At 52.1% G+C, this 15,235-nt stretch carries 13 protein-coding genes and 1 tRNA gene; 5 read left to right on the top strand and 9 right to left on the bottom strand.

Annotated features, from left to right (window positions below; all coding sequences use genetic code 11):
- Positions 1-26 precede the first annotated feature (26 nt).
- Together GXP58_00845 and GXP58_00840 are read left to right on the top strand one after the other, a co-directional pair.
- The gene (locus GXP58_00845) at positions 27-260 is read left to right on the top strand and encodes a hypothetical protein (GenBank protein ID NOY52149.1); all 234 of its coding nucleotides are present in this window, start codon (positions 27-29) and stop codon (positions 258-260) included.
- 91 nt (positions 261-351) lie between these two features.
- Positions 352-1,140, top strand: a complete 789-nt coding sequence (locus GXP58_00840) for a methyltransferase domain-containing protein (protein ID NOY52148.1) — start codon at positions 352-354, stop codon at positions 1,138-1,140.
- A 351-nt stretch (positions 1,141-1,491) separates the two neighbouring features.
- On the opposite strand, the gene pcrA is transcribed toward GXP58_00840, so the two are convergent.
- A complete protein-coding gene (pcrA, locus tag GXP58_00835) occupies positions 1,492-3,675 on the bottom strand; it encodes a DNA helicase PcrA (GenBank protein NOY52147.1) in 2,184 nt (727 codons plus the stop codon).
- The gene (locus GXP58_00830) at positions 3,665-5,455 is read right to left on the bottom strand and encodes a chloride channel protein (GenBank protein ID NOY52146.1); all 1,791 of its coding nucleotides are present in this window, start codon (positions 5,453-5,455) and stop codon (positions 3,665-3,667) included. The genes pcrA and GXP58_00830 overlap by 11 nt, the downstream gene beginning before the upstream one ends.
- A 455-nt stretch (positions 5,456-5,910) precedes the next feature.
- Between GXP58_00830 and GXP58_00825 the strand changes: the two genes are divergently transcribed.
- Together GXP58_00825 and GXP58_00820 are read left to right on the top strand one after the other, a co-directional pair.
- Complete coding sequence (locus tag GXP58_00825) at positions 5,911-6,222, top strand: hypothetical protein (GenBank protein NOY52145.1); 312 nt, start codon at positions 5,911-5,913, stop codon at positions 6,220-6,222.
- Between the two features lie 215 nt (positions 6,223-6,437).
- Positions 6,438-7,643 carry a methyltransferase domain-containing protein gene (locus tag GXP58_00820; protein NOY52144.1) on the top strand — a complete coding sequence of 402 codons (1,206 nt, stop codon included), beginning with the start codon at positions 6,438-6,440 and terminating at the stop codon, positions 7,641-7,643.
- Between the two features lie 83 nt (positions 7,644-7,726).
- On the opposite strand, the gene GXP58_00815 is transcribed toward GXP58_00820, so the two are convergent.
- Positions 7,727-8,914, bottom strand: a complete 1,188-nt coding sequence (locus GXP58_00815; protein ID NOY52143.1) for an NAD(P)/FAD-dependent oxidoreductase — start codon at positions 8,912-8,914, stop codon at positions 7,727-7,729.
- A gap of 278 nt (positions 8,915-9,192) precedes the next feature.
- A tRNA-Leu gene (locus GXP58_00810) sits at positions 9,193-9,279 on the bottom strand.
- 175 nt (positions 9,280-9,454) lie between these two features.
- Here GXP58_00810 and GXP58_00805 point away from each other — a divergent pair.
- Positions 9,455-9,739, top strand: coding sequence for a zinc ribbon domain-containing protein (locus tag GXP58_00805; GenBank protein ID NOY52142.1), 285 nt, complete (start codon positions 9,455-9,457; stop codon positions 9,737-9,739).
- Between the two features lie 239 nt (positions 9,740-9,978).
- Here GXP58_00805 and GXP58_00800 read toward each other — a convergent pair whose 3' ends face one another.
- The 5 genes from GXP58_00800 to GXP58_00780 form a co-directional block, all read right to left on the bottom strand.
- Positions 9,979-10,701: a lytic transglycosylase domain-containing protein gene (locus tag GXP58_00800; protein ID NOY52141.1), complete on the bottom strand. Its 723-nt coding sequence runs from the start codon at positions 10,699-10,701 to the stop codon at positions 9,979-9,981.
- Between the two features lie 189 nt (positions 10,702-10,890).
- Complete coding sequence (locus GXP58_00795; GenBank protein NOY52140.1) at positions 10,891-11,292, bottom strand: single-stranded DNA-binding protein; 402 nt, start codon at positions 11,290-11,292, stop codon at positions 10,891-10,893.
- A gap of 127 nt (positions 11,293-11,419) precedes the next feature.
- A complete protein-coding gene (locus GXP58_00790; GenBank protein NOY52139.1) occupies positions 11,420-13,267 on the bottom strand; it encodes a TIGR04442 family protein in 1,848 nt (615 codons plus the stop codon).
- 38 nt (positions 13,268-13,305) lie between these two features.
- Positions 13,306-13,941, bottom strand: coding sequence for a phospholipase (locus GXP58_00785; protein ID NOY52138.1), 636 nt, complete (start codon positions 13,939-13,941; stop codon positions 13,306-13,308).
- An 11-nt stretch (positions 13,942-13,952) separates the two neighbouring features.
- Entirely contained in the window at positions 13,953-15,218 is a 1,266-nt protein-coding gene (locus GXP58_00780; protein ID NOY52137.1) for an HlyC/CorC family transporter, read from the bottom strand.
- Between the last annotated feature and the right edge of the window lie 17 nt (positions 15,219-15,235).

Genomic DNA, 15,235 nt, shown 5'->3' with positions numbered 1-15,235 from the left:
GTTTGCATCACTCACGCAGGCGTTATATGCGATTAAAAAGAAATAATAAAATTAAACAATTTGAAAAAGAAGCGGTCGGGTTCTATAGTTTACATTTATTCGACGAAGCTAAAAAATGCGCTGTAAATTGTAGAAAATATAAAAAAGATCCATTAACCAGTGTTGTTTTATCAGCACTAGCATTTGAAGGTTTTTTAAATGATTTGACTGAAATTACGGCGCGAACCAGTCGTTCGACGCGAACCAGTCGTTCGACCTGACTTTTTGCCCCGTCAATCGGGCGCAAGCGCCCATTGCCAGGGCAAAAAGTCGGTCAACTCGCGCATTAGCCATAGAAAGGAAATGCCAATAATGGCAAATTTCACTGAGATATCATCGAAATATGAGAATGATGCTATAGTTCAAAGATCTGCAAGTGAAGTTCTGTTTGATTTGCTTGACATACAACCAAATGATAATGTGCTTGATCTTGGTTGTGGGACAGGCCATATTTCAAAAGTCATTAGAGCAAAAACAAGCGGTAAAGTTGTTGGCGTCGATCCGTCGGAGGGGATGATAGAAAAAGCAAAAGAAAAATACTCAAACCAAGGGATCACATTTCGTAATTGCCATGCTGAGGAACTTGATTACAAAAATGAATTTGAAATAGTTTTCTGCAATTCAGCATTCCAATGGTTCAAAGATCATAAAAAGGCTCTTGTATCGTGTCATAACGCACTAAAGAATAAAGGTAAAATAGCTATACAGGCTCCTGCGAGAGAAGATTATTGTCCAAATTTTATTGAGGCAATAGATTCAGTAAAGAGAAGCGAACTAACGAAAGATATATTTTCAAGTTTTACATCTCCTTGGCTTTTTCTGAACACATCTGAAGATTATACTAGATTGTTCGAAGAGGCAGATTTTACGGTCGAAAAATCATGGATTGATAAAGTTGTCACATATCAATCGCCGGAAGAAGTATATAAGATATTTGAATCGGGAGCGGCAGCAGGATATTTAAACAGTAAATATTATAACATTCCAGTATCCAAAGAATATGTGGATGCTTTCAGAAAAGTTATAAGAAAATCGTTTGAAGAGCAAATAGATAACACTGGACGAGTACGGTTGATTTTTTATCGCATCGGAAGAAAATAGGGACAGCGACCATTTTTATTGACAGCTTTGGAAAATAGGGACAGCGACCATTTTTATTGACAGCTTTGGAAATATGATACATCCTTCTCATGCCAAATCCTGGCTGGGGTCAGACTTCGCTATTTATATATTGACATCAGCACGGGAATCTGTTATCCGTGATGATGCTGAACTTGCCGCTCTGATTGGCAGGATAGGGCAGGATAGTGAAGACTTTTCGAGAGGGGAGCGATCGAGATATAAAATGAGCGAAGTCTGGGTATAATGGTTAGCGTAAGTATAGAAAGGGAGAAAACCTTCCATAATATATGTAAAAAAACTGATTGATCACTTAAAGACCTTTTCGAGTGTTCAGATTGGCTGTAGTCCCGCCAGCTCGGCAATGAGCTTTTTGGAGCCGACTTGCTGAAAGTGGACGGTGACTTTGGCGCCCCGGTCGGTGGGGATGGAGGTGGTGACGGTACCGAACCCCCAGAGGGGATGGCGGACACGGCACCCCACGGCAAAGGGGGTGGCGGCGGCCGTAGCTGTAGCCGCAGTGGAAGAGGAGGGGGACGTTGCGGCGGAACGGAAAGCGGGTCGGCGGGGTGTTGCCGCCCCATGGCGGTTCAAAAGCTTCGCAGGGATCTCCCGGAGGAAGCGGGAAGGGATTCCGGCCCGGTAGGTCCCGAATACCCGGCGAGATTGGGCGGAGGTCAGATAGAGTTTCTCCTTGGCCCGGGTCATGCCGACGTAGCAGAGCCGACGTTCTTCTTCCAGACCCGATTCGGAACGAAGACTCATGCCGTGGGGAAAGAGCCCTTCTTCCATGCCGGTGAGAAAGACGACGGGGAATTCCAGCCCCTTGGCGCTGTGGAGGGTCATGAGGGTGATCACCCCGGCGTCGGTCTTCGCCGTATCCGCATCGGAGATGAGGGCCACACTCTCCAGAAAGGCTTCAAGTCGGCTGTCTTCGGCGTCCTCTTCAAATGCCTTCAGTGCCGAGTAAAGCTCCTGGATGTTCTCCAGGCGCGTGCTGTCGGTAGGATCTTTGGACTCCTTCAGCTTTTTGGTGTAACCGATCCGGCGGTCAATCTCCTCTAAAAGGAAGGAAGGGGGGTGCGATTCTTTGGCTTCGATCAGTTCACCCATAATCTGCAGAAAGGCGCCGATCTCCCGGCGGGGTCGCTTGGAGATCCGGTCGATTTCCTGCGATGCTTTCAGGGCTTCGTAGAGGGTGCATCTTCGTTCCATCCCCAGTTCTTCAAGCCGAGCTAGGGTGGTGGCTCCGATCCCCCGGGGGGGGACGTTGAGGATCCGCCTCAGGTTGACGGAGTCTTTCGGGTTTGCAATGACCCGGAGATAGGCCAGCAGATCCCGCACCTCTTTCCGATCATAGAACCGCAGTCCCCCGACCACCCGGTAGGGGAGTCCGTATTTCCGCATCCCTTCTTCCAGGACCCGGGACTGGGCGTTGGTCCGGTAGAAGACGGCCATGTCGGACAGGTGCATCCCTTCGTTCCGATGGCTGCTGACGGTTCTGCAGACGAAGTCGGTTTCCTCCATTTCATCCGGCGCTTCAAAATAGTCGAGTTGTTCCCCCTCCCCATTTTCGGTCCAGAGTTTTTTGGGTTCCCGGTCCCGGTTTCGCTCGACCACGTGCCAGGCGGCAGTAAGGATATTTTGGGTGGATCGATAATTTTGTTCCAACTGGATGACCTTCAGGTCGGGATAATCCTCCCGGAAAGAGAGAATGTTCCCGATATCCGCTCCCCGCCAGCTGTAGATTCCCTGATCATCGTCACCGACGACGCAGAGATTGCGATGTCCGGCCGCCAGGATTTTAATCAAACGGTACTGGGCGTGGTTGGTGTCCTGGTATTCATCGACGAGAATATGTTGGAAACGCTCCTGGTATTGGAGGCGGATTTCGGCTTCTTCTTCGAACAGCCGGACGGTGAGGAAAAGGAGATCATCGAAATCGAGGGCGTTGCTCCCTTTCAGTGTCTTCCGGTAGAGTTCATAGACCTGTGCGGTTTTTGCCTCGGCACCGAACTCCTGCGCCGTAGCGGCATAATCATCCGAACTGATGAGATCGTTCTTGGCCCGGCTGATCCGGCCGAGGATGGAGTCGGGTGTATACATTTTTTCATTGATGTTCAATTCCTTCATGCAGGCGCGAATCATTGCTTTCTGGTCGGCCGTATCATAGATGACGAAGTTGGAGGTGTAACCCAGCAGGGAGATGTGACTTCTGAGCAATCGGGCACAGGCCGAGTGGAAGGTTGAGATCCAGAGACCGCGGCAGTTCCGCTGCAGAAGCCGTTCCACCCGTTCCCGCATCTCCCGCGCCGCCTTGTTGGTGAAGGTGACTGCCAGGATCTGCTGAGGATGAATGCCCCCTTCCCGGATCAGGTGGGCAATCCGATGGGTAATGACCCGGGTTTTCCCGGAGCCGGCGCCTGCGAGAATCAGCAAAGGCCCCCCTTCATGGAGGACCGCCTCCCGCTGCTGAGGGTTGAGGCTGTCGATCAGGTAATTTTGTTCATCCGCCATGGGAGATTTTCCTTTTCAGCAGGGCCTGGTTATAGGCCGTTACGACATCCCGGCGGCTGATCATGCCGAGGATCTTCCGCCGGTTATCGTAGTCGACGACCGGGAGAACCTCCAGGTCCATCCGTCCGAACTGCTCCATGACGAAATCGAGATGGTCCTCGGGTGTGACGGTCGTTACGTTCGGATAGGCCAGGTCTCGTGCCACGATGAATTTTTTCAGATCCTCTTCGAAGAGTGATTCCTTCAGGTCCTGGAAGGAGAGGATTCCCGTCATCAGACCGTCACCGTCGACGACCGGAAAATAAAGGATATCGCTGGTTGTGGCCACCTTAAGGATCATGTCAAAGGGCATGTGTTCGGGGATCTTCGTGACCTTTCGACTCATGACCTCTTCGACCCGGACCGACTGCAGGGTGTTGACCTCCCGGCCGGCATGGAGATTGATCCCCCGACGGCTGAGGGCTTCCGTGTCGATGGAGTCGTGCTTCAGTGCCCTTGCGATGAGGGTTCCGATCACGCTGGCGAACATGACGGGGAGGATGATGCGGTAGTCCTGCGTCAGTTCGAAGAGAAGAAAGATCGCCGTTAAGGGAGCGTGGGTCACGGCGGCGAGGAATGCTCCCATGCCGACCAGGGCGTAGGCGCCGACGGGGGCCGTGTGGGCGGGGAAAAAATGATGGACGATTCCTCCATACCCGCCGCCGATCATGACGCCGATGTAGAGTGCCGGGCCGAACATCCCTCCCGCTCCGCCGGAGCCCAAGGTGAGGCTGGTCGCGATCATTTTCAACAAGACAAGAAGAATCATCAGTCCGTAAAAGATCTCACCACGAAGGGCTTTGTTGATTGTCTCGTAACCGTGCCCCATGATCTGCGGATAGAAGATTCCGATAGCCCCGACGAAGAATGCTCCGATAATCGGTTTGACCAGGGGGTGGATCCGGAGTGATTCAAAGAAGTCGGCCGTCTTGTAGAACATGAAGATATAGATTACGGCGGAGATTCCGATCTGGACCCCCATGACGACATAGAGGAACAGTTCCCAGTTGCTCACCACCGAGTATTCCCGGACCTGGAAGATTGGATTGGCGCCGAAATATCCCCGCGAAATGACCGTGGCGATCCCCGAAGAGATGACGATGGGGGCGAAGTTCGTGAGGGTGAAATCTCCCAGCAGGACAATCTCAAGTGCGAAGAAAACCCCCGCGATGGGGGCGTTGAACGTGGCGGCGATTCCTCCGGCCGTTCCACAGGCGATCAGGATTTTCATCCGGTTTCCCGAGACCTTGAAGAATTGGCCCGTATTGGATCCGATCGCCCCGCCGATCTGGGCGATCGGGCCTTCCAGCCCGGCCGAGCCGCCGCTGCCGATGGTCAGAGCCGGGCCGAGCATCTTCAGAAGGATTGCGCGCAGCTTGATAATCCCCCCCCGGATATTGACCTCTTCCAGAAAATTGGGGAACCCGTAACCTCCGATCTCGTTCGGGAAGAGCTTCAAAAGGGGAATCAACAACAACGCCCCGGCCATGGGAATGAGAGGAACCAGCAGGAAGGCCCAGTGATGATGTATGAGCCCGATCAACTGATCGCCCCGTACAACGATGATTTCGTGGACAGTGTCGACGGTCTTTCGGAGGGCAATGTAGGCCAGGCCGCTGACAACCCCCACGAAAAAGGATGTGAGGACCAGGAAGGTCTGGTCCGAGATCCGGAAGGCATGAATCTTTTCATTGACGACTTTCCGGAGGTGTTTCGTTATCTTCATAGAAGGGGTAGACAAGGGTACCTTTCTTTCCGTTTTCCGGGAATATCCGGGGAGGAAGTTGAAAACTCCAACAGATGCGTTCCGTAAAATACATCAATTCCGTCTGGATTTCAACCGTCCTTTCTGCGGCGCCGTATTTTTTGCCAACTTTGAAAACTCTTTGTAAGGTGCATCTGAATCTTTAGTTATGAGTGGATGGTATGGAAGAGAGCCTTTCCCGGGGATTCTCCGGGCGGCATTCTTCCTCCCATTTGTCGATCATTGAGGGAAAAACTTTACCGAAGAATAACAGTTTGATCACGGTTGACAAGATCAGGAATTTCCGGTTAAGTAGTGAATAAGAAGTGGAAGAGGCGCCCTGGATCCGGAAGAGAGGCTGGGCCTGATGGAGAGGAAAACTTTCTTGGGAAGAAGGACTTGAAACGGCGTTCCCTTAAGGGGCTTGATGCCGGAATTTAGGAGACGAGATTATGGCTGCTAAAAATGATATTAGAAACTACTGTGATTCACTTTGTGTGGAACTTTATGGGATGAAAAACCGGCTGCTCGGTTTTGTTGATCAGGTGGAAGGCTTGACCGGGAAGGACAAGGTTGCGGTCCACGATCATGCTGGTCATCTCCGTGAAATCATTAAGACGATTGACTGGAAACTGGAGATTCTGGAGCGGGCCTGTCCCTTTGACTGGGAACGGTTCCATGAAAATGTGGAAAGCACGGCGTCCGTGCCCACGATGGACTTTTCCAAAGAGAAAGACTTTTCCGGGGGATATGTCGGCGGCTGATCTTGATATCCATTGACTCGAACCCATTGACCTGAAAAGGAGGGAGAGATATGTCTCCCTCCTTTTTTTGTGACGTATCCGGCCTTGTCCCGGCCCGGTGGTACAACCCGGAAGCAGTGATATCCGGGAGGTGTGAATCGGGTGTTGTTTTCGAAGGGCGTTTCAGGCAATATGAAGGAGAATTCCTTTTATGTCTATACGTGGAGGTGCCCTGTATGACCCGAATCGATGATCACTCACTTGTAGAATTGGACCTGACCCTGAACTGGGCGAGCCGGAATGTTTCTCACCACGACGGTTTTTATGTCCCCCGCCTGAATACCTGGCGCGACCTCTTGCCCGACGGGGTTATGGAAGAACTTATGGGCCGATCGGAGGGGGAGGAGCTTGCCTTCCACTTTCCTGCCGGAACCATGATCCCGCCCCGGGAGAAGAACCTGATTCATCAGATCCGTCCTGAACAGTTCGGGAAAACGGCCGGAAACGAGAGCCCGATTACACCCCGGTTGGGCCGTTTCTATCCCTGTGGGCTGATGACCGGGGTCCCTGGGATTTATCCTGAGAATATTCTTCCTATGCGGGTGATTGACATTGGAGAAGAAATGATCACCATGGACCTCAATCATCCCCTGGCGGAGATGGATACGGATCTGAAAATCCTGATCCGGGCGGTCCGGCACAGCAAAAGAGAACGGGGAGGGCAGGTCCACCATTGGGGGGAAGAGGTTATCCTCGGCGGTCCCGGTATGCAGGCCCCGGTGCCGGGGATGATGATCGATTACGGATCGACCCCCGTCACGGGGCAGGCGGAGGAAGGGGGGCGGCCATTTGATACCGGGTTGAGATCTGATAGTCGTGTCGATAAAGAGTCAAGCCGGATTCTGGGAGAGGTCTATCGCGAACAGGTGAAACCCGGCAGCCGTATTCTTGATCTGATGAGCGGTGCCCGATCTCATCTCCCCCGGGGTGAGGAAAAAGAGGTAGTCGGCCTGGGAAGAGATGAAGGGGATATGGCGGAGAACCCTCTCCTTACCAGGCGGGTGGTCCACGATCTCAATGAAGCTTCCGGACTCCCTTTCCCGGAGAATTCCTTTGATCTTGTTCTTCTCAGTCATTCCATGGAGTCCTTGAGGAGACCGGAGCAGGTTATCGGGGAGGTCCACCGGGTTTTGCAACCGGGCGGGTCTTTTATGGTCGGGTTTACCGATTGCTGGTTTAGCACGGAGGCAATGCCTCTCTGGATGGAATTGCACCCCTTTGAACGGTTGGGGTGGGTCTTATCCCTTCTTTCGGCTGCGGGGTTTGGGGATTGTTTCACACGAACCTACCGAAACCGGTCCCGGCCTTACGAGGATCCGCACTATTCCGTATCGGCCAAAAGCGACCCTGTCCTGATTGCCGGAGGGATCAAAAAAGGTTGATGACGAAGGGTAAGCTTCCGCCGGGAAATATCCGATCCAAAATTCCGGAAGGTTGGGTGCGTCTGAAGCATGCCCCGCCTTATCTACACGTATTGACCTGCGCAATATCCTGAGGACCAGGCCCACTGCAGGTTGTATCCGCCGAGATCGCCCGTAATATCGACCACCTCTCCGACGAAATATAACCCTTTCACCTCTTTTGCCTCCATCGTTTTCGAGGAGAGCGCCTCCGTATCGACGCCGCCCAGGGTGACTTCCGCACGGTTGTACCCCGCCGTCCCTGCCGGGACCCATTCCCAGTGATGAAAAAGCCGGTCGATTTTTTGTAGTTCCTTGTCCGGGATCTCTCCGAGGGGGCCCTTTCGGACCCGGAGGTCGCACAATCGCTGTGCCAGCCGGCCCGGGAGACGACCCGCGAGAAGGGTTTTGATCTGGGATTCAGGCCGGAGGCTTTTCTGTTGTTTAAGGTAGGCCGCAAGATTGAAATCCGGTAACAGATCGATCGTCAGGGGATCGTTCGGGTATCGGAAGGACGAGATCCGTAGTATCGCCGGGCCGCTCAACCCTTGGTGGGTAAAGAGGAGACTGTCCCGGAACCGTTTTTTCCTGCAACGTACCTCAACGTCAAGAGTGATCCCCTGCAGCCCCTGAAAGTGTTTTGCATCTTCATCATTGAACAGTAGCGGCACCAGGGCGGGTCTCGGCTTGACGACCGCCAGCCCGAACTGCTCGGCAATGCGATAGCCCAGGCCGGTGGCACCCATCCCGGGATAGGAAAGTCCCCCCGTGGCCACCACGAGGGACTCCGACAGGAAATCTCCGCAGCCGGTCTCAATGTAAAAGGCCTTGTCCTTCCATATCTTTTGGATGGCGCATTCCGTTCGGATTACGACTCCGGCCTTGCGGCATTCATCAAGGAGCATCTTTACAATGGCCTTTGACGAGTGGTTACAAAAGAGTCTGCCCGAATCCTTTTCATGGTAGGAAATTCCGTGCTTGTCGAGTAAGGACAAAAAGTTATACTGTCCGTATCTTGCCAGGGCCGATTTGCAGAAGTGTCGGTTTTGAGATTCATAATGGTCGGGACTGATTTCCCGGTTGGTGAAATTGCAGTTTCCCCCACCGGAGACCAGAACCTTCTTCGCGATCGTGTTACCATGATCGAGGCATAAGACCCGGCGCCCCCGATTCCCGGCCTCGATGGCACACATCAGACCGGATGCACCCGCACCGATAATGATGACATCAGGATGGGAAAAAATGTCAGCCATTTGCTTATCCCCGGGCAGAATCGGCAGACCGGAAGAATGATGATCCATGATCCTTGTGGAGCGGATGATTCGGTTGCATCTCTAAACCTGCTTGTGCAAAAGGGAGGGGAAAAGACGGTCCGTCCGGATGGCTTGCCCAAGTGAAGTCGGGAGTGTTTGCGGTGAACACTCCGGAGAAGCCCGGCGTTGCCTTTCGGGCTACTGTCATGGCGGAGCTGAAAGCGAAAAGAGAATGCCGAGGAACCGTCTTTACTTCTTGCCTCACTCCAGGCAAAGACTGGTGCCGGAGGCCGGAATCGAACCGGCACGGGGTTGCCCCCGCGGGATTTTGAGTCCCGTGCGTCTACCAATTTCACCACTCCGGCATGGAAATTTAGAACGACTTTTAAACTACACAGAGGTTTTCCGGTTGTCAAGATAATTCCCTTAAACGGCCTTATCCCAGCCGGTTGCGAGTCAATTATTGCGACTGTGCGATTTTTGCCTTGATTTTACCATTTGAATGATTATAGTATGATAAAGACTCAGGAGGTTCTTGTAATGCCGATTTATGAATACAGATGCAATGATTGCGGTGCGGAATTCGAAGTGTCCCAGGGGATGGACGACGAACCTTTAACGATTTGTAAGCAGTGTGCAGGTTCCGTGCATCGTCTGATTTCCTTTACGTCCTTTTCTTTGAAAGGGGGCGGTTGGTACTCAGACGGATATGCCAACGGGAACGGGTCCGCTCCCAAGAAAGAGAGTTCAACGGTTTGTGATAAAAAAGGGAAGAGCAAGGATTCCTGCTCCTCTTGCAGTACGACTACCATTGGCAAGGACTGAAGATTGATGGTCTCGTAAAAAGTCACGAAGCCCTTCGACCCTTCGGCTGGCTCAGGACAGGCGTACTCAGGGCGAACGATGTAAGTTATTGATATTCCGTTCGTGTGGTTCGACCGGCTTCCGAGCATGGTGAGCTTGCCGAACCACATGCTCGGTAGCTTGTCGAACCATGAACGGTATCCGGGAAATGACTTTTTACGACTTCATCAAGGTTTAAAGGATCGCGGGAAGGCAGGGTTTCAGACCGGTTCGTTGTGCTGAAGCAGGCTGTGGTGGTTTAATCCGTATCTTTTCAGATGTTCCTCAATTTTCGCCACATAGTTATTCGGTAGTTTCTTGTCCTTTCTTAGGCAACTGACAACGTACTGCGGGCCGTAATTGTAGGCGGTCAGAGCGTCGTTCATATTGCCGAATCTCTTCTTGAGATTAGAGAGGTATTTCAACCCGAGAGTGATATTGACGACAGGGTCGAAGAGGGTCTTTTCTCCTTCCCAGGGGATGCCCAGATCGTCTGCGACTTCCTCCGCCGTGATCGGTTTGATCTGCATCAGTCCGTAGGCTCCGGCCCAGGAAATGGCCTTGCGGCGGAAGGAACTTTCCGTGGCGATAATGGAGAGGGTAAGATAGGGGTCGATCTCCATGGCCTGGCTCTGATTGTAGATTACATCAAAGAGTTCCGTTCGTTCTTTTAGTGAGATTCCCCTGAAATTCTGAAAAACAAGTGTTCGGATATGCTCCCGTTTCTTGATTCCCGAAAGGGACTCATGGGACAAGGCGGTCTGGTGTTGAGGGATGAGGAGGGCGATGGTGCTGACCGTGTATCTCCCCGCTTCCGGATGGAAAAAGGCCGGTCCTTGTATCAGGTTCTGGAATACAAGATAATTGGCCAGAAAAAGGAGCAGGGACAGTAGTGTGCCGCCAATCCATATACTCCGGCTGCCGGGGGGAGAAGAAGCTCTCATTGTTCTTTGTGTCTTAACTATCATCACACACCAATATAGCAATTTCTGCCTGAAAATTCAATAATAAAAGGAAATCAGGGACGTAAAGGATAAATAAAGGTAATAAGCCGCAATTCCAGCTTAAATTTATTGATTACCTGATTTTTCGGTCTGGATGTAAAAGGTAGGCCTAGTCCCTTCCGAGGATGTCTAAAACGGGATATCATCTTCAATCGTGGAATCGTTCTCCGGGGATGTGTGTGAGGCGCCTGGCGATGCACCGGGTCCTCCGAGCATAATCATGTTGTCTGCCTTGACTTCCGTTGTATATCGTTTTTTCCCGTCCCGGTCTTCCCAGGAGCGGGTCGTCAATCGGCCTTCAATATAGATCTGCTTTCCTTTGGTGAGGTATTCCCCGCAGATTTCGCCTAATTTTCCCCAGGCAACGATGTTGTGCCATTCGGTCCGCTCGTTCTTCTGGCCGTCCTTGCCGATCCATGATTCGTTCGTGGCCATGGTGAAATTTGCGACGGAAGATCCGTTGGATGTATAACGCACCTCCGGATTTTTCCCCAGCCTGCCGATCAGTTGAACTCTGTTCAGACTTCTCATGTCTCATCCCGCGTTGATCATGTTGTGGGTTGAAGTGAAATTTCCTGAGGGATCTCCTTCAGGTGAGCCATTTATACAGAAAATTTTGGTAAAAAGCAAGCGGATTTTCCAACCCGTCGAATTTTCGTTAAGCCGAAGATGACTGGAAGAGGCTCAACTCCATGGGGGAGATCCTGTTTCTTTCGTAGTAGTCCCGTTCCAGTTCCTCCAGGGTGAACCGGTCTATGCCGCTGTTTTCGAAAAAGTCCCGCCGAAGATCATGGTTTCCCTCCCGGAGAATCCGGGGCAGCAGTTTTTCCGTATAATAGATTTCCTTGTTGATATTCAAAATGGCCTGATTCAGGAGGAGGTCGAGAAGGTTTTTATTGATCTCCAGATCGATCATCAACTCCGTGAAGAGTTGTTTCCGGATGGCATCCCGTTCCTGCCGGGAATGGATCTTGGTATAGACTTCGCGTATCCGTTTTCGTACACGTTCATAGATCTTCAAATAGAAGTTTTCCTGATCCCTGATGTTCCTGATCTCCTCAATCACGTCCGCCAGGGTCTTCTCGCCCATTTCGATTGCCTTTAAGCCTTTGTCCAAGATCTGTATCTTTTTTCGTCCGAAGCGTGTGAGATAACGGTTTTGAAGGACGGTCCGGATGAAAAGCCCGTGAAAAAGATCGGGGTTGGTTTCATCGAAGGCTTTTTTATGCCCCAGAAGGCTCCGGAGTTTATCTATGGTGAGGTCCACTTCTTCGTTGAAGGCAAGCTGGTTGATGATCATGTAGGTGGCGTCATAACGGTCAAAGTGGGTGATGATGTACCCGAAGTTTTCCAGGGGCCAGTCGTCGCCTTCCGTGTCGGCGAGTTCGTCGCAGAGACGAACCGTATCCATGAGAATTCCGTCAAAGGTGGGGTCCTGCATCTCCGTGGCCTGTTGTTTCGCCCGCAGGAGTTTTTCCAGGTCTTCATTTGTAATCAGGGTCTCAGGGTTTCCTTCCCGAATAAAGAGCCCTTCGAACACTTCCCTGGTTTCCTGAATGTATTTGGGTTCGTCGGCTTCCAGGACCTTCCGGTTTTTCAGAAGAAGGTCATCGAGGATGTTCGGCAGAATGATGGGAATATTGTTTCGGACGCAGAGTGTCCGGAGGCGGATAAGCCGCGCGCGCTGGGAATTGCTGATGGCCTGATTTTCCTCTCCTTCGATCAAAACATCCTTGTATTCATCGATGATCCGCTTGTTCTCCCGGTGTTTGTAGATTACATCGATTTTCATCCGTTCCTGATCAAACTGATTGATCCGGTAATGGGTGGCGAGGGCTTGCAGTCGTTCTGCGTCGCCATCGCTGATCGACTTATTCTTCAGATAGAGTTCGCTGTAGAGTTCGTAAAAGGCCTGATGATATTTATTCAGAACCCGGATGAGAAAGAACAGAGACCGTGGATGATTCATCTCGGCGAGGAGTTCGTGGATCAGGTTTAAATCATCGCCCCGCCGTACGAAGGGAGACCGTTTCAACCGTTTCCCGATCGTTCGCAGGATCGTCTCCTGCTGTTCCCGGAAATCATGGATGTCCTGGAAGAAGACAAAAAAGAAATAGTTGGAGATCGCATTTCCTTCAAAGAATATTTTCCGGTAATCGTCAAAGCCGTGATGTTTGGGAAGGAACCGGATGCCGCCACCGTTGTCGGAGGTGACGGCGCCGTACATGAGAAGACGGTTTAAGACCTCTTTGCGCATCAAGTCTTCTTTGGGCTGGTCCCCGCCGAACATATATTCGCAGAAACTGCCGCCGTTTCCTTGGTGCCGGATCCCCCGGCGGGTCAGAATCAGTTCATTCCCGTGGGAGAAGAACCGGATGGAAGGCCCCGAGTCCGGATCCGTGTTCTCCTCAAAGAAATATCGATGGCTGATATCGTCTCCGGCGATGGTCGTGAAATACTCGATTTCGTCGGACAGAACGCCGTGGAGTCGAATGTCATGAATCATAGGCGGATATTTTTTCTGTGTTTACAAGAGTTTTAATATTATTTTATCCGACAACCGAAACCCTGTAAAGATGAATTTCGTCCGGGAGTTTCATAAGGGGATTCCCGGGATGGTTTCCGGAGAGGCGCCAGAATGCCCGGATGGATCCGGTCGAGGTACTGCAGGAGGCGGTGGGCCGCTTTTCGTGAGTGGAGCCGGATCGAGACTTCATTGTTAAATCGAAGTGCGCTCTCCGTCAGGTTGTGGCTGCCGAGAAAAAGGATGGTTCGGTCGATGATTGCGACCTTGGTGTGCGTGATCTGTTTCGGAGAGTCGAAGAAAACGGTGATTCCGCCGCGTTTCAGTTGCCCGGCGGTTTTTTCATTCGTGTCGGTGATGTCGCGATATTTCGACCTTTCCAGGAGAACGACGACACGGACACCCCGCCGGACGGCCGCTTTCAGGGATTTTTCAATCCGTGCCGTACGATTTTTCCCGTGGCCGGAAATCTTGAAGAGAAAAAAAGAGAGGACGATTTCCCGGCGGGCCTGTCCGAGGGCTTCCTGAAGGGCATCATAATACTCTCCGTTTAAGAGGATGCGTGGATCTTCGGGACGGGACGATGCAGCCGTCAGACCGAATGCCCGGATCGGGAGCAGAAGCAAACACAAAAAGATGAAAAGACCTTTCCGCAAGGCGGACCCTTTTAGTCAATCGGCTTGAACTTGATCTTTACAATCCGGTGTCGGGACATCTTGTATGCCGAAATCAGGTATTCCCGGTAGGAGATTTCCTCTCCTTCCCGCGGGATCTTCCCGAAGATGTCGAGGAGAAATCCGGCGATGGTCTCGTATTCTCCTTCCGGAAGTTTGATATTCGTGATTTCGTAAACCTCGTCCAGGGGGAGGCTGCCGTCGAGGAGCCAGGAACCGTTCGAAAGGCGTTCAAACTTTGACTGCTCCAAATCATATTCATCCTGGATCTCGCCGGTAATCTCTTCTAAAAGATCTTCCATGGAGACGAGGCCCGCGACACTGCCGTACTCATCGGCGACGATGCTGATCTGTCGTTTTTCCTTGCGAAACTCTTCGATGAGTTGATCCACCCGTTTGGTCTCCGGCACAAAGGAGGGGGGCCGGAGGATCGTGTGAAGCTGCAACGCTTCCGGTTTGGACCAGAAGGGGAGCAGGTCTTTGACGAAGAGAAATCCGATGATCTTGTCGATCTGATCCTGATAAACGGGATAGCGGGAGTGCCCGTATTGTACAACCTTTTGCAGGATCTCCCCGATCGATTCCTCAATATCGATGGCGATGATGTCGGGCCGGGGGACCATGACTTCTCGGACAATCGTCTTGCTGATATCGAAGATGCCGTGGAGCATCTCGCCTTTTTCCTTTGCCAGGACCCCTTCTTCGGCTCCGTAGGCGATGATCGAGCGGATCTCCTCGGGAGAAATGCGGACCTTCATCGGCTGGGACCGGAAGATTGCGTGCAGAAGGAATTTCGAGATACGGGTCACCAGGGAAACAAGAGGGGCCAACAGCCATTCAAGAAACCGGATGGGGCGGGCTGCTCCGAAGGAGACCCTTTCGGAATGATGGGCGGCGTAAGTCTTGGGAGTGATCTCTGCAAAAATGAGGAGGAGAAAGGTCATGATCACCGTCGCGGAGAACAGGGCCGTCTCTTTGCCGAAGCGGGGTTCGAGGACCTGGGCGGTGAGTGCCCCCGTCAGGACCGAAGCGGCGACATTTACCAGATTGTTTCCCACCAGGAGGGTTCCCAGCAGGCGGTCCGTATCCTTGAGGAGTTGTTCCACGAGGGCCGCTTTTTTGTTGCCTTCCCGTACCAGGTGCTTCAAGCGCATTTTCCGGAAAGACATAAGGGCCGTCTCGGAGCCGGAAAAGAAGGCGGAGAGAAGCAACAGGACCCCGATCAACAAAAGGTAGTACAGGGGATGGCTTTCATCCATGGGCCGAGCCCCCTCCG

It is taken from the genome of Deltaproteobacteria bacterium (assembly GCA_013151235.1).
Taxonomy (GTDB): Bacteria; CG2-30-53-67; CG2-30-53-67; order CG2-30-53-67; family CG2-30-53-67; genus JAADIO01.
The sequence above is the reverse complement of the archived record's forward strand: the minus strand, read 5'-3'. Positions and strand labels throughout refer to the sequence as shown.